Here is a 21,031-nt window from a genome sequence, read left to right on the forward strand (position 1 = left end):
GCCGGTCACGAGACGTAGCCATCGGCCCTGTCGGCGGCGATGGCCGCGGGATCGCGCTCGCGGGGGTCGCCATGGCCGCCGCCGCCCGGCGTCTCCATGCGGACGATGTCGCCGGCCCTGAGCACACAGCCGATCGTCTTGGCCGCCAGTTCCGTGACCTGTCCGTCGCGGATCAGGCTGAGGCGCCCGCCGCGTCCGGGCTCGCCGCCGGCCAGCCCGTAAGGCTGCGAGGCAAAGGCGTCGAAGGAGGCGTTGAGCAGGCCGTGTTCGGCGATGAAGCGCCATTCTCTGACCAGCCCGAGGCCGCCGCGCATCCGACCCGCGCCGCCTGAACCGGGCAGGAAGCCGTAATGCGTGAAGCGCAGCGGGAAGATCGCCTCGATCATCTCGATCGGCGTGTTCTGGCCGTTGTGGAAGCCGGCCGAGAGACCCGAGGGGCCGTCAGCCTCCGGATGGCCACCCCAGCCGCCGATCTCGGCGTCGAAATAGACCTGCCGGCGGCCATCGGCATGGCGGATATTGACCGCGTGGTTGAAGGTCACGCCGTAATAGGAGGCAGGAATGCGCTCGGGGATCGCCTCCGCGAAGGCCCTCAGCACCGCGGTCGCGATCCGGTGGCCGGTCAGCATGCGCATCGAAACCGGTGCCGGAAACTGGGCGCTGACGAGAAGACCGTCGGGCGCGCTGACGGTGATCGGCCGGTAGCAGCCCGAGTTGGCGGTCGCCTCGATGCCGGACGCCGCAATCACGGCGTAATAGACAGCCGAGCGCGTCGTCGCCATCGTCGCATTGATCGGCCCGCGCGCCTGCGGCGAGGAGCCCTCGAAATCGACGGTGAGCCGGTCGCCCGCGATCGTCAGCGTCACCGCGATGCGCTTTTGCCCGGCCTCCATGCCGTCGCCGTCGACGAAATCCTCCGCCTGGTAGACGCCGTCGGGCAGCGCGGTCAGAGCGGCGCGCATCGCCGTCTCGGAATGGTCGAGCAGGGCCTGCCCGACCTCGCGCAGCGTCTCGACGCCATAGCGCGCCGCGAGCTGTCGCATCGCCCTGGCGCCGACCTCGAGCGCCGCAATCTGGCTGAGAAAATCGCCGCGGAAGGTCTCGGGCTCGCGGACATTCTGCAGGATGGTGGCGAAGAGATCGTCCTGCATCTCGCCTTCGCGGACGATCTTCACCGGCGGCAGCCGCAGGCCCTCCTGGAAGATCTCGACGGCATGGGCGTTGTAGCCGCCGGCCGCGCCGCCGCCGACATCGACATGGTGGATCAGGACGCAGGTGATGGCGATGCGCGCGCCTTCGACGAAAACCGGCTTGAAGGCGAGGAAATCCGGCAGATGCTGGCCGCCGCAATAGGGATCGTTGGTGACGACGACGTCGCCCTCCCGCCAGCGCTCCAGCGGCAGATGCCGGGCGATGATCTCCTGCAGGCAGAGCTCCATCGAATTGAGATGGACCGGCATGCGCGCCGCCTGGGCGATGTTGCGGCCCTCCCCGTCGAACACCGCCGTCGAATAGTCGAGCAGCTCGCGCACCGTGGTCGAACGACTGGTGCGCCAGACCGTGATCGACATCTCCTCGGCCGCCGAGACCAGCGCATGCGAGACGATTTCGAGGAGGACGGGATCGACCTTGCTATCGACCTGGCTCATGACAGCGTCTCCCGGGTCGCGACGAGATCGCCCGAGGGCCGGACGACGAGCCGCCAGCCGGCGGGGATGATCAGCGTGGTGTAGGCCTGCTCGATGATGGCCGGGCCATCGACGACCGTGCCGGCGCCGAGCTTGCCCTGCTCGTGGACCGGGGCTTGCGTCCAGGCGCCACCGAGATGGACCTGGCGCTGTCGGGCAGTGTCTGCCTGGCCGGCCAGCGGCGCACTGGCGGTCGCCATGCCGCCGAGCAGCCCGACCGCCGCCAGCCGCATCGTCACCAGCTCGACCGTCTCGTCGGGGTCGTCGAAGGAGAAGCGCTGGCGGTGCGCCTCGTGGAAGCGCTCGCAGAGCCGCGCGAGAGCCGCGTCGTCCTGCGGGACCTCGTCCAGCGGCACCAGCAGCTCGAAGGCCTGGCCGCGATAGCGCAGATCGGCCGCGAGTTCGAGGCGACGCTGCTCCGTGGGCAGGCCGTCGGCCGCCAAAAGCGCCTCGCCCTCGGCCAGCAGTTCGCCGGCGAGCACGGCGAAAGCCGGAGCGGCGCCGGCTTTCAGCGGCAGGACGCGGGTGCGGGCAAGGTCATGGACGATGTCGGATTGCAGGATGCCATGGGCCGAAAACGTCGAGGGATCCTTGGGAAAGATCACCGTGGTCATGCCGAGTTCCTCGGCGACCTCGACGGCATGGAGCCCGCCCGCCCCGCCGAAGGACATCAGCGCGAAATCGCGCGGATCGAGCCCGCGCTCGAACAGCGAGAGCTTGATCGCCCCGGCGAGCTTGGCGACGACGACGGCGAGGATGCCGGCCGCCGCGCGATCGCGGTCGAGTCCGAGCGGTCCGGCGATGCGGGTCTCCAGTGCCGTGCGGGCGCCGTCGAGATCGAGCGCAAATTCGCCGCCGAGGAAGGTCACGGGGTCGAGCCGCCCGAGGATGAGGTTCACGTCGGTGACGGTCGGCTCGGTGCCGCCGCGCCCATAGCAGACCGGGCCGGGCCTGGCGCCGGCGCTGCGCGGGCCGACCTGGAGCCGCCCCGACGCGTCGAGCGAGGCGATCGAGCCACCCCCGGCACCGATCGTGCGCATGTCGACCATCGGCACGCGCACCGGCAGGCCGTCGATATCCCCCTGCGCGACGACGGCGCGGCGGCCCTCGCGGATGACGGCGACGTCATAGCTGGTGCCGCCCATGTCGACGCCCACGACATTCGGAAAACCGAGCTGGCGCGCGACGCCCTCGGCCGCCAGCACGCCGCCGGACGGCCCCGAGAGCAGCAGCTTGACCGGCGCCTCGCCGGCCGCACGCGGCGTGGTCGCCCCGCCATTGGATTGCACGAGATAGAGCGGCGCGGTCAGCCCCTCGGCGGCGATCCGCGCCAGCAGCGCGTCGATATAGCGCCGCACCACCGGGATGAGCAGTGCGTTGAGCACCGTCGTCGAGGTCCTCTCGAACTCGCGAATCTCGGGCGAGACCTCGTGCGAGCAGGACACCGCCAGATCCGGCAGCCGCGCCAGCAGGCGGTCGCGGATCGCGATCTCATGGGCCGGGTTGGTGAAGCCGTTGAGCAGCGCGATGGCGCAGACGCTCGCGCCCGAGGCGGCGACGCGGTCGATCGCCGCCTCGACGCTGGCTGCGTCGAGAGCGGTCAGCACCTCGCCAACGGGTCCGATGCGCTCGACCACGCCGAAACGCCGCCGCCGCGGCACCAGAACGGCCTGCGGCTCCGGCTTGAGGCGGTAGATCTCCTTGCGGGCGTGACGGCCGATCTCCAGCACGTCCTCGAAGCCCGCCGTGGTGATCAGCGCGCCCTCGGGCAGGTTGCGGGTGAGCACCGCATTGGTCGCGATCGTGGTGCCATGCATCAGCAGGCCGACATCGGCCAGCGCGAAGCCGAAGCGCGAAGCCGCGCCCTTGATCGCATTCATCAGGCCCAGCGACGGGTCGTCGGGTGTCGTCGCGGCCTTGAAGCTCTGGGTCTGCCCGCTCGCCTCGTCGAGGAATTCGAGGTCCGTGAAGGTTCCGCCGATATCCACGGCGATGCGGATCCGTCTGGCCTGCATAAGATGTCTTGGATCCAAACTGAGGAGGGGCTGATCGAGGCGCATCAGGATGCGATACCCTGCAACCCGAAGTCCAGCGGCAACCGAGGTCGACTGACGGCTCTTCGCGATCGCCCGCGCCGTCCGTCGAGTCTCGTTGACAGCCGACGGGGCGCCATGACACCACCATGTCCGTCGAACGGCCGGCGCCGGCCAGCAGATCCCCCGATATCGCAAGCCATTGCAGTATCGTCTTCGAATTGAAGACCGCGGCTAGACAGATCAATGCGATGACGATGAAGCAAAGCGCGCCTCGCCTGAGTGGACCGCAGGCGCCTGGCCTGACGGCGCAAATCCTGCCCTCGCTTCTCGTGCTGACCTTCGCGGCTGCCGCGCTCCTGGCGCTGTCGCTTCCCCTGCGGCTGCCGTTGGGCGCCTTCTACTGGGACGTCGCTGTCTATCTGGACGCGTTTCAGCGGATTCGGGTCGGCCAGATGCCGGCTGCCGATTTTTTCGCCCCGGTGGGCCCGCTCGGCTACTATCTCGGCGCGCTGCTGCACCAGGCATTCCCCATGGCGCAACCAATGCTGGTGGTGAACTGGGCGGTCCTGCCCGTCCTCCTGCCGCTGGCGCTCGTGATCCTCGCCCAGCGCGGGGCCAAGGAGCATGCCGTTGCGCTGCTCATCCCGTTCCTGATCTTTGCAGCTTTGCCGATCAATCTGTCGGTGTTCTACCCTGCCCCCGGGCTCGACGGATTCGGCAACTACAACCGCCACGCCGCCCTGCTGCTGTACTGGCTGGCGGCGACCTTGCTGTTCGTGCCGCGTTCGCGGACGCAAACCGCGCTCATCGCGGCCTTCATGCTGGCGCTGTTCCTGACGAAGATCACCGGGGCCGTCGTCGGCGCGATTCTCGTCGGCTATGCCTGCCTGGCGGGGCGCTTGCGCCTCAAGGACGCCGCGGCCGCGGCCCTGGCGTGCATCCTCGCGCTGGCGGCCCTCGATGGAGCAACGGGTCTGGTCCGCGCCTATCTGGGCGACATCCTCACCCTTCTTAGCCTCAACACGGATACGCTCCTGCCGCGGCTACTGACGGTCGCATCCGCCAAATTCGGTGTCGTGCTTCCCGCTTCGGCTCTGGTCGCCCTGCTGATCTGGACCTCATGGCGCGAGCAGGACGGCACGCTGCTCCAGAACGCGCGACGCCTGATCGAAGGACCGGCGGGCTGGCTGGCGGTGACCTTGTTCGCGACGGCCCTCTTCGAGACGCAGAACACCGGGTCGCTCGAGTTCATCGCGCTCTGGCCGGTGCTGCTGCTCATCCTGCTGCAATGGCGTTCGCGGTCCGATCCCTTCAAACCGGCGGTCTTGGCCCTGACGCTGGCGGTGGCCCTGCCCAGCCTGCTGCTGTGCATCGAACGCGGTGCGCGCGCGCTGGGCGGTGCAACCGGCGACGTCGTCGCGCTGCCGGCGTCGGAACTGGGGCCGCTGGGGCGCGTCAGTGTCAAACGCGGCCTCGCTGAGCGCGCCAGCTTCATGATCGACTTCTATCCGAAGCATGCCGAGACCTTTCGCGCCCTGGCCGATGCCGGGCAGGAGCCCTCGGCCATTCTCACGGCGGAGATCGACTATCAGGCGACGTGGCTGCTGGCAGTCCGGCAAGGGCTGCTGGCCCTGCGCGCGTGGGAAATGGGCGAAGGACGCCGGCTGAACGGCGTCTTCACCCTCGACTTCGTCGATCCCTTCAACGCGCTGCTCGACCGCAGCGCGCCGCGCCTCGTGCCGATCGGCATCACGCCGGGGCGAAACCTGCCGCCGCTGACGGCCGACACGCTCGCCGCGCTGGCGCAAACCGATGCGATCCTGGCACCGAAATGCCCGCAAACGCCGGCGCGAGCGCTTCTGGCCGAGCATTATGCCCCAGCCCTGGCCGGCCGACGCATTGTCGCGCTCTCGGCCTGCTGGGAGATGCACGTCGCGGCCCGATGACGAGGCTGACGTCTTCCGCGGGTGACGAGCGCGGCCAGCCGATCGAGGTTTGAGGCAGCGACGCCGGCGCTTCAGGGCCTTGCGCGGGTGAACTCGTTGATCACCCGCATCATCGGCTTGGGCCGATAATTGGCGTCGAGCGGCAACGGCCGGTTGGGCCTGCCATCCTTGCGGCTGAACCAGATCGGGACCCAGGTGAACTTGTCGGTGATACCCCAGGTCAGCACCGCCTCGGGGCGGCAGACATCGCCGATCGCCTGCAGGAAAGCTTCGGCGCGCATCGCCACGATCTCGTCGCGCACGAGGCTGTCGGCCGGCAGCTTGTCGTCGATCACGTCGAGTTCCGTCACCAGGATCGCCAGCCCCATGCCGTGAAGCTCGGCGACGAACCGCGAGATGCCGTCCCGGTCGATCTCTTTTTCGCCCGGGAGGTGGCCTTGCAGGCCGATGGCGTGGACCGGGACGTCGCGATCCTTCAGCTCCTTCACCAGCCGCAGAAAGGCGGTGCGCTTCGCCCGGCACTGATCGGTCGGATTCTCGAAGCCGAAATCATTCAGGACCAGTTGCGCCTGCGGATCGACGGCGGCCGTCCGGCGGAAGGCCATGTCGATATGCTGCGTGCCGAGAAGATCCTGCCAGATCGACCTGCGCATCGGCTTTTCGATGGCGGGATTGTCGCTGATCGCCTCATTGACGACGTCCCAGCTCGGAATCCGTCCCTTGTAGCGCCCGACAACCGTGTCGATATGCTCGTAGAGCGCGTGCTCGGCCGCCTTCTTCGTCTTGATCGCCTCGGTCCATTTCGGCATGCCGGCATACCAGGCGAGGGTATGGCCGCGCATCCGCATGCCGTTGGCATCCGCGAAGGCGAGCAGGCGATCGGGATGGTCGAAGACGAACTGGTTTTCCTGGGGGCGCAGGTCGATCCATTTCAGCCCCCCCTCCCCGACCACCAACTGGCAGTTGCCGAGAACCGCCCGGCGATAATCGAGATCATCGCGCAGCAGGTCGACCCTGATCGCGGCGCCGAAGGGAATTGCCGCACGCGGCGACGGCTTTGCTTTGGACAGCGCCAGCGCCGGGGTCGCCCCCGCGCCCAGCCCCGCGCTCAAGCCTCCAAGGACAAACTGCCTCCTGCGCACTGGACGCTCCCTCGACACGGCAAAACAACGCGGCCCGCAAAGGCACGGTCTCTGAAATAACATAGAAATTGCTGCAAATCCGGCGCAGATCAGCGGTCTGTTATGGCATACTTAACGTGATCGCCGTCTCATGCTGCGGAGTCTGTCTTTCGCCATTTCTGTTGGCGACAGCGAAAACCACAAGCGCCGACAGGGATCGATGAGCCCGATACAGGTTGGTCCGTGCGCGTGACGAGAGGCCTCAGCGTGTCGCAGACGCATTCTGTCCACGGTGCCGAAAGCGGCGGGTTGTCCTCGCTTTTGCTCGTCGTGGTGTTCTGCTTCTTCTGGATCGGCCTCGAGCCGTTTCCCAACCCCAACGCGTCGGGGTTGCTGACGGCGTATGGCACGTCTTCGAATGTGGTGAACCAGATCATCGTCATCACGCTGGCGGGCCTGGTTTTCGGAGCGATCGCCCAGCACCCGGCCCGCGGGCTCCTCCTGCGTTCGTTTGGCCCGCTCGCGGTGATCCTCTGCTGGCTCCTGTTCACCAGCCTGTTTTCCGAGGTTCCGGCGACGGCGTTTCGACGGATCGTCTACGCCATGCTGGTCTGCCTGTGCGCCAGCAGCGTCCTCCTGCTGCCCCGCGACACCGACCAGTTCGGCAAGCTGCTCGGCGCCTGCGTGCTGACGGCGGTGCTGCTGGCATTTCTCGGGGTGTTCGCCCTGCCCCAGCGCGCCATCCACCAGGGCTCCGATGCGCTGGAGCACCAACTGGCCGGCGCCTGGCGCGGCCATTTCGGCCACAAGAACGTCGCCGCGGCGGCGATGGTGTTTGCCGTCTTCTTCGGCCTCTTCTTCATGAAAACCAGGGTGTTCTGGCAGGGCGCGCTGATCGTGATCTGCGCCACGGTGTTCCTGCTGAACTCCGGCGGCAAGACCTCCGCGGCCATGTTGCCGGCCATCCTCGCCGTGGCCTGGATCTTCGAACGGATCGGGCCGTTTCGCGCCCCGTTCCTGCTCATATGCCTGGCGATGATGAACTACCTCCTGTTGTCGGCGGCCGTATCGCGCGAGACGCAGGATCTGCTGGTTTCGTGGGGGATCGACCCGACATTCACGGACCGCGCTTCGGTCTGGCGGTTGGCGCTGGACGCGATCGCAGAGCGGCCTTGGCTCGGGCACGGCTTCCAGAGCTTCTGGCAGATGGAGGGGCTCGTCAACGGCGAGGTGGCCGACAGCAGCTGGGCCGTGACGGCGGCCAATGCCCATAACGGCTACCTCGACCAGGTCATCAATGGGGGCTTCCCGCTGCTGTTCCTGATGATCGTCTGGCTGGTGATCCTCCCCTGTCGCCACGCCGGATTGGCGTTCAAGCGGGCGCAGCATCCCGACCTCGTGCGGCTTTTCATGCGCTGCTGGCTGTTCATGCTGTTTCTGTCGTGCCTCGAGAGCCCGTTTTTCGACAATCGCGGTCCGGTCTGGTTCACCATGCTGATCTCGGTCTTCGGCTTGCGGATGCTCGCATACGGAAATTTGACGGCAACCCGCTATGCAGGGGCTCCAACCCGCATTCAGCCCGCCCTCTGACGCCACGCGCGGTCGGTGATCACAAACGGCTCCTCATGACCGATCCGCAGCGCCCGCTCTCTGTTGACGCCGTCATCTGCATTCCGACGTTCCGACGCCCGGCGTGGCTGCGTCGGACGCTGGATTCAGTGCTCGCACAGCACTGCGACAGCGGGTTTGCCATCGTGGTCGTCGACAATGACGGCGGCAACCCGGTCGGCGCCGCCCTGGCCAGCGCGATTCTGGCGCCCACGGCCTTGCCGCATACGGTGGTCGTCGAGCATCGGCAGGGCAATTGTCACGCAATCAACCGGGCCTTCGAGACGGCGCTCGCAACCTATCCCGCGGCGTCATACGTTCTCATGATCGACGACGACGAAATCGCGCTGCCGGGCTGGCTGCAAGCGATGATCGGACTGGCTCGCGACCAGGGGGCCGATCTCGTCGGCGGACCGGTGATACGCCAGTTCGAGGTGCAGCCGGATGCCACCGTGATGCAGCACCCGCTCTTCGTCTCGATCGACGGCGTCACCCGTCAGATCGACCAGCTCCACGGCTCGGGCAACTGCCTGATCCACCGGCGCGTCTTCGAGAGACTGCCCCCACCGCCCTTCGACACCCGGTTCAACTATCTTGGCGGGGGCGACATGGAGTTCTTCACCCGCTGCCGTCTCGCGGGCTTCAAGACTTGGTGGTGCGCGGAGGCCGTGGCGCATGAATTCGTCGCGCCCGACCGCACGACGTCGTCCTTCCTGATGAAACGCTCGGTGCGGACCGGCAGCATCAACTACATGATCGATCGGCTGCACAAGCCGTTGCCGATCGCGCTGGCGAAGAACGCCGCCAGTCTCGTGATGGGCGTGCTGCGCGGTCTGAAGGTGCTCATGCGAACCGGCTCGCCCTTGCTGGCGAGCCATCCGCTGCTCATGCCGGTCGGCCGAATCGTCGCGAGCCTGGGGCTCCTGCCGAAGCCCTATCGCTCCTCGACCTCGCCGCCCCCTTCGATCACCGGCGCATGACCGCCGACCGGATGGTCGCGATCGATGTCTGCGTATGGGACTGGATGGTCAGGGCGAACTGATCGGGGCGCAGCTGGCCGATCAGCGCGTCGAGGCCCTGCTCGTCCAGCGCGGGGCCGGTCCAGTAGGTCAGGCAGGGGGATGTTTCGACCCGCTCATGCCGCTGCTCCAGGACCGGGTCGTTCGAGACCGCAGCGCCATAGGTCAGATATTCGGAGAAACCGCGCTGGCGGGCCAGCACCTGCCACCAGGGCTGGCCGTTCACAGCCTCGATCCGGTCAGCCATCGCACGAACCGTCGCGCGCTCCCAGGTGATCATCGGCCCGATGAAATCGTCCCCCGGCAGGGGCGGAGCCTCAAGACCCAGCGCCGCGTGCGCCTTTTCCCGCCACTCCACGTGGCGGGGCTGTTCGGCGGTGATCGCGGCAGGGCTGAGGAAGAGCGGGACGCGCGGCGAGGTGGCGAGCCCGGAGAGATCGGCCGGCCGGCAGAAGCAGATGTCGGAATCGATGCAGATGACGCGCTCGGCCGGCTGGGCCAGCGTCACCGCGATCTTGCGCAGCTGCTGGAGATGCCAGCCATAGATCGGCAGCCCGATCCCCGGGCGCCAGCGGTACCGGCGCCCCCGCCAGCGCCCGACGGCCCAGAACGGCGGCAATAGCGCCGATGTGGCGATGACCTCCCGCCCCGGCCCGGCGAATGGCGCGAACAGGCCAACATCCTCATCGTCGACGACGATGTAGTGCCGGGCATGCCCCGTGCAAAAGCGGTCCATCGAGTCGCAGAGCAGCCTGCACCGCTCGAGATCGCCGTGGTAACTCGGCGTCACCACGGAAAGGTCACCGATCATCTGCCGTCCTCTGCCGGCGAAACAGCCGTCTCGCGCAACGCGTCATCGCCGCTCACAGAGCGATCCGTTAACGCGACAATCCTAATTTGAGGTTGCAGCAGTGCGAGACGGAACGGCCCTCCCCAGCATGTCAAAGCGCTATCTCATCCTCCTCTCCTCGGCGGCGGAGACCTGCGGGGTCGAAGAGTTCGCCAGGCAGTTCGCCCGGCGCCTGTCCGTCCGAGGCGGCACCTGGGTTCTCGGCGAAGGCGGCGCCCGGTTCTTCGCCCGACTGCGCGATTTCGACGGCATCGTGCTGAACTTCCCGATCGTCGCCTGGAAGCGCCGGCTCGTCTGGCCGGCGCTGATCGCCCTGGCGACCCGGCTGATGCGCAAGGAGGTCGTCGTCGTCCTGCACGAATGGACGGCGCTGGACTGGAAAAGGCGGGTGGTGCTGGCGCCGGTCGTGGCGCTGGCCACCCGGATCGTCTTCTCGGCGCCGGAGATCGCCGACGAATTCCGCCAGAGCCGGCTGTCGAGCGTCGCGACAGGCGACCGCGACCTGATCCCGATCCCGCCGAACCTGCTGGCGCCGCCCGATCTGCAACCGTCGGCGGTGAGCGAGCGGCTGATCGCGGAGCGGGGCCGGGGCCGCCTGATCCTCGGGCAGTTCGGCTCGATCTACCCGAAGAAGCAGTCGAAAGCGGTGCTGCATGTCGCCGAGCGGCTGATCGCCCGAGGACATGACGTCTTCGTCGTCTTCATCGGCTCGTTCATCAAGGGCAATGACGACGTCGAGCAGGACTTCTTCAGGACCGTGCAGGCGGCGGGGCTCACCGACCGCGTGCTCGTCAGTGGCTATGTCGGCGATGAACGCGAGCTCTTCGCGATGTTCGAGGCCGTCGACGTCTTCTGCTACGTCTTCCCCGAAGGCCTGACCTCCCGTCGCGGGAGCGTGCTGGCCGCCGCTCTGTTCGGCAAACCGGTCGTCGTCAACGCGCCCGCCCGCGCCGATTCATTGGCACATCACGCCCTCTACCGAAGGCTGATCGACGCGCGCGCGCTTCGTCTCGTCCCCACCGATGCCGACGACGACGGCTTCGCCGATGCGGTCTGGGCTGCCGCCACGCTCGCGCCGGAGCCCGTCGCTCTCACCGCCGAAATCGACGCCGTCTGGCGGGATGTCGAAAGCGCCATCTGCCGCTGATCACGTGCCGGTCGCCGCAGGCGAAGCGGGGATCGCCGCCGACGTCACCCCGGCTGCGTCATTTGGAGTGCCGGAGGATCTGCCACAGCGCGACGGCGTTCGTCCTGAAATAGCGGCCGAACAGCCGACGCGGCTCCAGCAGGGTGCGATAGGCCCATTCCAGCCCCGCCGCCTGCATCCAGCCCGGCGCGCGCGAATTGCGCCCCGACAGAAAGTCGAACAGGCCACCGGAGGTCTTGATCACGCCGACCCCGGCAAGCCGGTCGATGTTGCGGGCCACGAAGGACTGTTCCAGCGGAACGCCCAGGCCTATCCAGAGGATGTCGGGCCGCAGGCGCGCGATCTCCGCGACGACCTCCGTCTCCTCGTCGGCCGTGAAGTATCCCGATCGTGCGCCGGCGAAGGCGAGCTTTGGATAGGCTTGGCCGAGGCGCGCGACGGCGGCGCGATTGACCTCGTCGGTGCCGCCCAGGAAGTAGAAACTGACCCCGGCTTTCTCCGCGAGGGCCGCGACGTCATGAATGAGGTCAGTGGTCGCGACGCGCTCCTTCAAGGGGGTCTTCGCAACGAAGGACGACAGATGAACCATCGGCATCCCGTCGGGATGGATCTGGTCGGCCTCGAGGAGAAGCGCGCGAAAGGCGGCGTCGCTGCGCGCCAGCGCGATGACGTGGCCGTTCGCCGAGGTCGAGTAGAACGGCCTTTGCGGCGCTGTGCGGGCGCGCAGCGCCGTGTCGATGAACAGTTGCGCGGAGGCCTGGCGACCCAGCGTCGTGATGGGCAGCCCGCCGATCGTCGTCACCGGCCCTCCCCTGTGGAGCAAACCGCCCTGCCCGCTCGAATCCATCTGGCTTCACGGCCTCCGTCGGCGATGTGATCGCATAGCGGCCCCGCGGATTCCATGGCCGACGATCGTTATCGCTAATGACGCTGTGGCGACGCTCCCATGATGGGGCCGTCGGCCATCGTCTTCGGTCATGTCGGGCCGCCGTCAGGTGCCGGCTTGAGCGCGCGGCGCTCTCCGGTGACGATCCGCAAGGTCCGTGTCACCGGCTTCTCGACCGCGCGATAGACCAGCGCGGCGATCAGCAAGGCCCAGAGCGAGGCCACGACGGGATAGGCCAGCGCTGCATTGATGCCCAGATCGGCGCCCAGGCGCATGAAGATGACCGTGACCATCGGCAACGCGATGACATGCGTCAGATACAGCGAATAGGACACATCGCCGAGATAGAGCGCCGGGCGAAACACTGCCTGCCTGGCCCTCGCCTCGAGTTGCAGACTGCCCAGCACGATCATCAGGGCCGGGATGCCGGAGGCGATGGATCTGGGAACCGCCGTCATCGTCGCCATCCACATGACCAGGCAGACCGACGCGACGATCAGGATCACACCGAGGGGGACACCCAGCGGCCTCGTCTTCCTGAACAGATAACCCGCCAGCAGACCCATCAGGAATTCGAGGACGATGTCGTCGCCATAGAAGGCGATCGGCCCGGCCGGTTTGCTGATCTGGAGCGCGGCCAGAATCCCGATGACGATCGCGGAGGTGACGGCGACCCTGAAACCCCGCGGCGCCAACAGGCCGATCGCCACCGTAGCGTAGAAATACATCTCGTAGTTCAGGGTCCAGCCCGGGATCAGCACCGGCCAGTATCCCGCATAGGCGGGGTTGGGCCAGGGCAGGAACAGAAGCGACGCCAGGATATGGCTCGGGTCGAGGCGCGTGCTGGACAGCAGGGACGGCGCCACCGCGGCGACGGCGATGATCGCTCCCGTCAACAGCCAGTAGAGCGGCACGATCCTGATCACCCGCCGCAGCAGGAAATCGCCGGGCCGGGCATCGATATCGATCGCGGCGACATACATGATGAAGCCGCTGATGACGAAAAAGATATCGACGCCCCAGTTGCCGAGGTTGGCCAAAGGCAGGCCTTGATCGGGCGATAGTCTCAGAATCTGCGTATCGAGATGGGTATAGACCACCAGTGCCGCCGCCAGGCCGCGTAGGTACTGGATCACCACAACCATCGAAGATCGTTCCCTTGCGTCATCCACGTCGCCGACAAGATAAGCTGTGACGCTCTACAAGCGGCTGACGCATTGACACAGCGTAGCGAGCGCCGTCCAGTCAGGTCGCTCCTTAGCCTTAACTCGTTTCAGTTTGAGGCATGCAGGCCCCGTATTCGCTCCAGCGGTTGTTGCCGGCGATCCTCGCGACGGCTGCTCACCCCGCCGTGGGTCTCGCATCGCTCGGCACGGCCCCCGGCGACATCCGGCGGGCCTGGTCGCGCCTGGCACCGCTCGCGCCGGTCCGGTTCGCAGGACCGGCCGCGTCACCGCCGCGCCGAGTTCTGTTGATCCTTCGATCGGGCCACCCCATCCGGGTCCCGGCCATGGCTGCGGTCGAGCAGGGTCGGCGCCAGTGCCGCTTTGAGCTGCAGGGCCACAGCCCATGACAGTCCCAGCCACCAGCCCGCGATGGCGGTGATGGCGGCGATCGACCGGGGCGCCCTGCCCGTCAGCGCTCATTCTGGACGCGGTCAGGCGCGACGAAAGTGGGGACGGACCGATCTCTGACTTAAGGTCAGATTGCTCTTGCTGGCCATGCGCGTCAGCGTCATCCTCAGAAAAGGAGTTCCGGCTAAGGACTCGCAATGCGACCATCCGGGCCGTATACGCCTTGTCATAAATGCCGTCCAAGCAATGGGCGGTGCCATCAGGGGAAAACGCCATGAACAAACATCTGCTCGGCCTTGCTGTGGCCGGCGCGCTCAGCGCATACGCCATGCCATCCGCCCAGGCCCAGCAGGGCGAGCTGGTCGTCTACTGCACCGTCCAGGAGGAATGGTGCCGTCCGATGGTCCAGGCCTTCGAGGCGAAGACCGGCATCAAGGTCTCGATGACGCGGAAATCCTCCGGCGAAACCTATGCCCAGATCAAGGCCGAGGCCGCCAATCCGCGGGGCGACGTCTGGTGGGGCGGCACCGGCGACCCGCATCTGCAGGCGGCGGAAGAGAACCTGACCGAGGAATACCGCTCGCCCATGCTGGCGCGGCTGCAGCCCTGGGCCATCAAGCAGGCCGAGCAGTCGAAGTTCCGCACCGTCGGAATCTATGCCGGCGCGCTCGGCTATGGCTTCAACACCAAGATGCTGGCCGACAAGAAGATCGCGGAGCCGAAATGCTGGGCCGATCTGATCAAGGCCGAATTCAAGGACGAAATCCAGGTCGCCGACCCGAATTCGTCGGGCACCTCCTACACCATGCTGGCGACGCTCGTTCAGTTGATGGGCGAGGACAAGGCGTTCGCCTATCTCAAGGCGCTGCACAAGAACATCAACCAGTACACCAAGTCGGGCGCGGCGCCCGCGCGCGCGGCCGCAACGGGCGAATCGATGATCGGAATCGTGTTCCAGCACGACGCCGTCACCCAGGTGGCCTCGGGTGCGCCGTTGAAGGTCGTCTCGCCCTGCGAAGGCACCGGCTACGAGATCGGCTCGATGTCGCTGATCAAGGGCGCCAAGAACCTCGACAACGCCAAGAAGTGGTATGACTGGGCGCTCACCCCCGAGGCCCAGGAGATCGGCGAAAAGGCGAAGGCCTTCCAGGTCCCGTCCAATCTTTCCGCCAAGGCTCCGCCCGGCGCTCCCAATCTCGCCGAGACCAAGCTGATCGACTACGACTTCGCCAAATACGGCTCGTCGGCGGAACGTAGCCGCCTGCTGAAGAAGTGGGACGCCGAGGTCAAGACCGCGCCGAAGAACTGAAGGCGCGGCTGAGGAGGCGGCGGCAGACGGCATGAGGCTAGACGGCTTCTCGTTGTTCTGGAGCATGGCGGGGCTGATCGCTCTCGCCGTGCTGCCAGGGCTCAATGGCGATTCACGCTCGGGGCTGGCGCTCGCGCTCTCCGGGCATGGCGTCGTCCTGGTAGCACTCGCCGTCCTGGCGACCGCGGCCCTTCCGCCGTCCAGACGGGCCATCTCCTGGGCGGGGCTCGGCCTGGCCGTGCTCACCCTGCTCGTGATCGCGTTCGCCGGCTTCCGCCCGCAGGCGCTGACCAGCTTCGGCCTGCTGCCGTCGCAGCAGCCTCTCAATGTCGGTCCCGGGCTCGCCGTGGCGGCCGTCGCGCTGGTGGCGCTCGCGGCGGGCTCCTCGGCCCGTCTCGGGGCCTTCCGCAACGACCGATTCGTGGCGACCTGCGTCGCCCTGATCGGCGCGCTCGTGATCATCTTCGTGTTCTGGCCGGTGTCGCGGATGCTGGTCGAGGCTTTTGCCGGCAAATCCGGGCTGGTCTCGGCCGGGGAACTGCTCGATCGGCTGAGCGCGCGCGACATCTGGAGCCTGGGCTGTCTCGGCGGCGGGCAGGCCTGCGGCGTCGCGGTGAACTCGCTCGGGCTCGGCCTGCTCGTGGCGGGTCTGTCGACCGTCTTCGGCCTCACCTTCGCCTTGCTGGCGACGCGCACCAATGTCCGGCTCCCGAAGCTCTTCGACGCGCTGGCGATCCTGCCGATCATCACCCCGCCCTTCGTCGTCGGGCTGGCGCTGATCGTGCTGTTCGGGCGCACCGGCATCGTCACGGTGACCCTGAACGACTGGTTCGGACTGCCGCGCACGCGCTGGATCTACGGCCTGCCCGGCGTCACCATCGCGCAGGTTTTGAGCCAGGCGCCCTTGTCCTTCATCATCCTGTCGGGTGCGCTCAAGGCGCTCAGCCCGACGCTGGAAGAGGCGGCGCAGACGCTGCGCGCCTCGCGCCTGCGCATCTTCACGACCGTGACGCTGCCCCTGCTGGCGCCGGCACTGCTCAACACCTTCCTGCTCGCCTTCGTCGAGAGCCTTTCGGATTTCGGCAATCCGCTGGTTCTGGGCGGCTCCTTCGAGGTTCTGTCGACCAAGATCTTCTTCGCCATCGCCGGCGCACAGCACGAGCCCGCCCGGGCGGCGGTTCTCGCCCTCATCCTGCTCGCCTTCACGCTGGCAGCGTTTGCCCTGCAGATGCGCCTGCTGGCGGGCACCTCCTTCGTGACCGTCTCGGGCAAGGGCGATTCCGGCCTGCCCTCGCCGCTGCCCGCCGCGATGCCGGCCGGGCTCTGGCTGATCGCCGCGCCCTGGATCGCGCTGACCATCGCCGTCTACGGCGTCGTCCTGATCGGCGGTTTCGTCGTCGATATCGGCCGCTTCGACCTGACGCCGACGCTCGCGCATTTCGAGACCGGTTTCGCCGTCGGGGTGGGAGCCGGCGGGCTGACCTGGCTCGGCTCGGCCTGGGATTCCTTCTGGGTCACGGTCTGGGTCGCCGGCATCTCGGCCCCCCTGACCGCCATGGTGGGGCTGCTGACGGCCTATGTCCTGGCGCGCCAGGAGTTCAGGGGACGTCGCGCCTTCGAATTCATGACACTTTTGTCCTTCGCGATCCCCGGCACGGTGATCGGCATTTCCTACATCCTCGCCTTCAACGTCGCCCCGGTCGAGATCACCGGCACGCTCGCGATCCTGATTGCCTGCTTCGTCTTCCGCAACATGCCGGTGGGCGTGCGCGCCGGCATGGCGGCGCTGAGCCAGATCGACAAGTCGCTGGACGAAGCATCGTCCACGCTGCGCGCCAGCACGGCCCGCACGCTCGTCCTGGTGATCCTCCCCCTGATCAAGCCCGCGATCGTGGCGACGCTGATCTACAGCTTCATCCAGGCGATGACGGCGGTCTCGGCCGTCATCTTCCTGGTGACGGCACGGTACAATCTCGCGACCGCCTATGTGGTGGGGCGCGTCGAGGCCGGTGAGTATTCGCTCGCCATCGCCTATTGCGCCTTGATGATCGCCTTCATGCTGATGGTGATCTGGGCCGTCCGGCTCGTCGTCGGCGAGCAAACACTCGGCCGGCGCGTCGCCGAGCCACAGGCGACATCAGGAGGTCCGGCATGAGCGGCGGCGCACTCGAATTCCTGGGCGTCAGCCGGCGCTACGGCTCGGTGACCGCGGTCGACGACATCAGCTTCAGCGTCCAGGCGGGTACGCTGACCACGATTCTGGGCCCTTCGGGCTGCGGCAAGACCACGACGCTGCGCATGATCGCCGGGCTCGAACTGCCGAGCGCCGGCCGGATTCTGATCGGCGGCGAGGATGTGACGCGGCTCTCGGCGGCAGAGCGCAATGTCAGCATGGTGTTCCAGTCCTATGCTCTGTTTCCGCATATGAGCGTGCTGCGCAACGTCGCCTATGGGCTCCTCGCCTCCGGCCAGTCGCGGAGCGAGGCGGACCGGCTGGCGCGCGCCAAGCTCGAACTGGTCGGTCTGGCGGGGCTGGAAGAGCGGCTGCCTTCGGCGCTCTCGGGCGGCCAGCAGCAGCGTGTCGCGGTGGCGCGCGCGCTCGTTCTGGAACCGACGATCCTGCTGTTCGACGAGCCGCTTTCCAATCTCGATGCCCGCCTCAGGCGCAAGGTCCGCGACGACATCCGGGCGCTGCAGCAGGATCTGGCGCTGACCGTGGTCTATGTCACCCATGACCAGAGCGAGGCTCTGGCGGTGTCGGACACGGTGATCGTGATGAACCGGGGCAAGATCGCGCAGATGGGGCCGGCGCGCGCGATCTACGAGCAACCTGCAGACGCCTTCGTCGCCGACTTCATGGGCGAGGCCAATCTCTTCGAGGGCACGCTGTCGCGCAGCGACGCCGGCTGGGCCTTCAGCCGCCATGGCGCAACGATCGCACTCGGCGACCGGCCGGACCTGACGGAGCGGCCGGCGACGCTGGCCATCCGCCCCTATGCGGTCGAGATGGGAATGGCGAGCGAAGCCGGCCTGCCAGGCAAGGTCGTGCGCGCCACCTATGTCGGCGACTGGCGCGAATTCGAAATCGAAACCGCCTGGGGGCCGATCAATGCGATGTCGGCGACCGACGCCTTTGCCGCCGGCGACCCCGTCTCCCTCTCGTTTCGCAACGACCGGGTCATGATCCTGGCCTGACTGCCCTCCGTCACCGACAGGGCATGGCCGGCGCGGGTTTCGCCAGTTGGTCGGTTGGGCGCTATAGTCGTCCTCGGTGATGGCCTGCGCTCCGCGGCCATCCGGCCGGCCGGATGCCCGCGCGCAGGCGTGGATCATCCCGGAACCGACCACCTGTTCCCCGCGCGATCGACGCTGCGCTTTCTACGGACATCGTCCATGCTTGCACTCGCCATTTTCGTGGCCACGCTGATTCTGGTCATCTGGCAGCCGAAAGGGCTCGGCATCGGCTGGTCGGCACTTGGCGGGGCTGCGGTTGCCCTGCTGGCCGGCGTCGTCGGCTGGGCGGATCTCATCACGGTCTGGCACATCGTCTGGGACGCGACCTTCACCTTCGTCAGCCTGATCGTCATCTCGCTGATCCTCGACGAGGCCGGCTTCTTCGCCTGGGCGGCCCTGCATGTCGCGCGCTGGGGCGGCGGCCACGGGCGGCGCCTGTTTCCGCTGGTCATCCTGCTGGGCGCGGTCATCGCCGCCTTCTTCGCCAATGACGGGGCGGCGCTGCTGCTCACCCCGATCGTGCTGGCGATCCTGCTGCGGCTGAACTTCCCGCCGACCGGCGCCATGGCCTTCATCATCGCCTGCGGCTTCGTCGCGGACACCACCTCGCTGCCACTGGTGATCTCCAACCTCGTCAACATCGTCACAGCGAACTACTTCCAGATCGCCTTCGACCGCTATGCGGCGGTGATGGTGCCGGTCAACCTCGTCTCGCTGGCGGCGACGCTCCTGGTTCTATGGCTGTATTTTCGCCGGGACATCCCGGCGTCCTATGCTGTCGGCGATCTCGAGGCGCCCGCCTCCGCGATCCGGGACAAGGCCGTCTTCCGCGCCGCCTTCCCGCTGCTCGGGCTGCTGCTCGTCGCCTATTTCGCCACCGCGCCGCTCGGCATACCGATCGCCTTCGTGACGGGGGCGGCTGCGCTCGTGCTCGTCGCTATCGCGGGGCGCTGGTTCGACGGCGGAAGAGGCGCGGTGGTGTCCGTCCCGAACGTGTTGCGCGGCGCGCCCTGGCAGATCGTGCTGTTCTCGATCGGGATGTATCTCGTGGTCTACGGCCTCGGCAATGCGGGGCTGACCGACATCGCAGCCGGCGTCCTGGTCTGGCTCGCCGGCAAGGGCACCTTCATCGCAACCATCGGCACCGGCTTCGTCATCGCCGTGCTGGCCTCGATCATGAACAACCTGCCGGCCACCCTGGTCGGCGCGCTCGCCATCGACCGCGCCGCCGTCGCGCCGCTGACCCAGGAACTGATGGTCTACGCCAATGTCATCGGCAACGACCTCGGCCCTAAATTCACGCCGATCGGCTCGCTGGCGACCCTGCTCTGGCTGCATGTCCTCGCCGGCAAGGGCCAGACCATCACCTGGGGCCAGTACATGAAGGTCGGGCTCGTCATCACACCGCCGGTCCTCTTTGCTACGCTGGTGGCGCTTTGGCTCTGGCTGCCGGTGGTGTCATAAACCTCGGCTGAGGCTGCGCGCAGCGTCGCACTGGAGAGCCGGCATGGACGAACCGCTGGATGTGGTGGTCATCGGCGGCGGTCAGGCCGGGCTCGCCTGCGCCTATTTTCTGCGCCGGGCGGGCCTGCGCTTCACCATCCTCGACGGCGAACAAAGCCCCGGCGGCGCCTGGCTCCATGCTTGGGATTCGCTGCGCCTGTTCTCGCCGGCGCAGTGGAGTTCGCTGCCCGGCTGGCCGATGCCCGCCAGTCCCGACGGCTACCCCCAGCGCGATGCGGTGATCGATTATCTCGCCCGCTACGAGGCGCGCTACGGCTTCGCCGTCGAGCGGCCGGTCGAGGTCGAGGCGCTCACTCGCGACGGCGCCGGGTTCTCGATCGCGACCAGCACCGGCACGCGGCGCGCCCGCGTCGTGGTCAGCGCGACAGGGACCTGGCGCCATCCGTTCTGGCCTGACTATCCGGACCAGGCGCTGTTTGCGGGGCGCCAGATCCATTCGGCGGATTACCGCACACCGGGCGCATTCGCCGGCCAGCGCGTTCTCGTCGTGGGCGGCGGCAATTCGGGCGCGCAGATCCTGGCGGAGGTGTCGCGGCTGGCCGAAACCACCTGGGTGACGGCGACGCCGCCGTCCTTCCTGCCCGACGAGGTCGATGGGCGCGTGCTGTTCGAACGCGCAACCGCGCGCTGGCAGGCCGCGCAGGAGGGCCGCACAATCGACATGCCGGTCGGGGGCTTCGGCGACGTGGTGATGGTGCCGCCCGTCCGGGAGGCGCGCGAGCGCGGCGTGCTGCACGCGGTCGCGCCCTTCATCCGCTTCACACCTAACGGGGTGATCTGGCGGGACGGGACGCGCGCCCCTGTCGATGCCGTGATCTGGTGTACCGGCTTTCGGCCTGCCCTGTCGCATCTGGCCGGGCTCGGCGTGGTCGGCGAGGATGGCCGCGTCGTCACGAACGGCACGCGCTCGGTCGAGGAACCGGGGCTCTGGCTCGTCGGCTATGGCGACTGGACCGGAGCGGCCTCGGCGACGCTGATCGGCGTGATGCGCACCGCCCGTTCGACGGTGGCGGAGATCGCCGTGGCGCTGGGTTGACCCGGCGTACCGACGCAGCCCGCGGCTCTGGAGCGGTTGCACCGGCGCGCGAT

General features: G+C 67.6%; 15 protein-coding genes. 9 read left to right on the plus strand and 6 right to left on the minus strand.

Features of this window, described 5'->3' with window-relative positions; all coding sequences use genetic code 11:
• Positions 1–5: 5 nt before the first annotated feature.
• Both Q8S38_RS12690 and Q8S38_RS12695 read right to left on the minus strand, forming a co-directional pair.
• Complete coding sequence (locus Q8S38_RS12690; protein WP_305680784.1) at positions 6–1,649, minus strand: hydantoinase B/oxoprolinase family protein; 1,644 nt, start codon at positions 1,647–1,649, stop codon at positions 6–8.
• Positions 1,646–3,703: a hydantoinase/oxoprolinase family protein gene (locus tag Q8S38_RS12695; RefSeq protein WP_305680785.1), complete on the minus strand. Its 2,058-nt coding sequence runs from the start codon at positions 3,701–3,703 to the stop codon at positions 1,646–1,648. Before Q8S38_RS12695 ends, Q8S38_RS12690 begins: the two co-directional genes overlap by 4 nt.
• A gap of 269 nt (positions 3,704–3,972) precedes the next feature.
• Between Q8S38_RS12695 and Q8S38_RS12700 the strand changes: the two genes are divergently transcribed.
• Positions 3,973–5,670, plus strand: coding sequence for a hypothetical protein (locus Q8S38_RS12700; RefSeq protein ID WP_305680786.1), 1,698 nt, complete (start codon positions 3,973–3,975; stop codon positions 5,668–5,670).
• A gap of 71 nt (positions 5,671–5,741) precedes the next feature.
• On the opposite strand, the gene Q8S38_RS12705 is transcribed toward Q8S38_RS12700, so the two are convergent.
• Entirely contained in the window at positions 5,742–6,782 is a 1,041-nt protein-coding gene (locus Q8S38_RS12705) for an endo-1,4-beta-xylanase (protein WP_305680787.1), read from the minus strand.
• Between the two features lie 276 nt (positions 6,783–7,058).
• On the opposite strand from Q8S38_RS12705, the gene Q8S38_RS12710 reads away from it, so the two are divergent.
• Both Q8S38_RS12710 and Q8S38_RS12715 read left to right on the plus strand, forming a co-directional pair.
• Positions 7,059–8,381: an O-antigen ligase family protein gene (locus Q8S38_RS12710; RefSeq protein ID WP_305680788.1), complete on the plus strand. Its 1,323-nt coding sequence runs from the start codon at positions 7,059–7,061 to the stop codon at positions 8,379–8,381.
• 35 nt (positions 8,382–8,416) lie between these two features.
• Complete coding sequence (locus tag Q8S38_RS12715; protein WP_305680789.1) at positions 8,417–9,379, plus strand: glycosyltransferase family 2 protein; 963 nt, start codon at positions 8,417–8,419, stop codon at positions 9,377–9,379.
• Here Q8S38_RS12715 and Q8S38_RS12720 read toward each other — a convergent pair.
• Complete coding sequence (locus Q8S38_RS12720) at positions 9,366–10,229, minus strand: DUF6492 family protein (RefSeq protein WP_305680790.1); 864 nt, start codon at positions 10,227–10,229, stop codon at positions 9,366–9,368. The two genes, Q8S38_RS12715 and Q8S38_RS12720, sit on opposite strands and share 14 nt — an antisense overlap.
• A gap of 127 nt (positions 10,230–10,356) precedes the next feature.
• On the opposite strand from Q8S38_RS12720, the gene Q8S38_RS12725 reads away from it, so the two are divergent.
• Positions 10,357–11,415: a glycosyltransferase gene (locus Q8S38_RS12725; protein WP_305680791.1), complete on the plus strand. Its 1,059-nt coding sequence runs from the start codon at positions 10,357–10,359 to the stop codon at positions 11,413–11,415.
• A gap of 58 nt (positions 11,416–11,473) precedes the next feature.
• Here the strand turns inward: Q8S38_RS12725 and Q8S38_RS12730 are convergent, their stop codons facing one another.
• Together Q8S38_RS12730 and Q8S38_RS12735 are read right to left on the minus strand one after the other, a co-directional pair.
• Positions 11,474–12,217: a WecB/TagA/CpsF family glycosyltransferase gene (locus tag Q8S38_RS12730; protein WP_305680792.1), complete on the minus strand. Its 744-nt coding sequence runs from the start codon at positions 12,215–12,217 to the stop codon at positions 11,474–11,476.
• Between the two features lie 173 nt (positions 12,218–12,390).
• Complete coding sequence (locus Q8S38_RS12735; RefSeq protein WP_305680793.1) at positions 12,391–13,446, minus strand: acyltransferase family protein; 1,056 nt, start codon at positions 13,444–13,446, stop codon at positions 12,391–12,393.
• A 703-nt stretch (positions 13,447–14,149) separates the two neighbouring features.
• Here Q8S38_RS12735 and Q8S38_RS12740 point away from each other — a divergent pair.
• The 5 genes from Q8S38_RS12740 (at position 14,150) to Q8S38_RS12760 (ending at position 20,978) form a co-directional block, all read left to right on the plus strand.
• Positions 14,150–15,184, plus strand: a complete 1,035-nt coding sequence (locus tag Q8S38_RS12740) for an ABC transporter substrate-binding protein (protein ID WP_305680794.1) — start codon at positions 14,150–14,152, stop codon at positions 15,182–15,184.
• Between the two features lie 31 nt (positions 15,185–15,215).
• Positions 15,216–17,339, plus strand: coding sequence for an ABC transporter permease (locus Q8S38_RS12745; protein ID WP_305680795.1), 2,124 nt, complete (start codon positions 15,216–15,218; stop codon positions 17,337–17,339).
• Positions 17,336–18,379, plus strand: a complete 1,044-nt coding sequence (locus tag Q8S38_RS12750; RefSeq protein ID WP_305680796.1) for an ABC transporter ATP-binding protein — start codon at positions 17,336–17,338, stop codon at positions 18,377–18,379. The genes Q8S38_RS12745 and Q8S38_RS12750 overlap by 4 nt, the downstream gene beginning before the upstream one ends.
• 198 nt (positions 18,380–18,577) lie before the next feature.
• Positions 18,578–19,882: an arsenic transporter gene (locus Q8S38_RS12755; RefSeq protein ID WP_305680797.1), complete on the plus strand. Its 1,305-nt coding sequence runs from the start codon at positions 18,578–18,580 to the stop codon at positions 19,880–19,882.
• A 43-nt stretch (positions 19,883–19,925) separates the two neighbouring features.
• Positions 19,926–20,978, plus strand: coding sequence for an ArsO family NAD(P)H-dependent flavin-containing monooxygenase (locus Q8S38_RS12760; RefSeq protein ID WP_305680798.1), 1,053 nt, complete (start codon positions 19,926–19,928; stop codon positions 20,976–20,978).
• Positions 20,979–21,031: the final 53 nt, after the last annotated feature.

The sequence above is a fragment of the Allobosea sp. genome, from assembly GCF_030695125.1.
Taxonomy (GTDB): Bacteria; Pseudomonadota; Alphaproteobacteria; order Rhizobiales; family Beijerinckiaceae; genus Allobosea.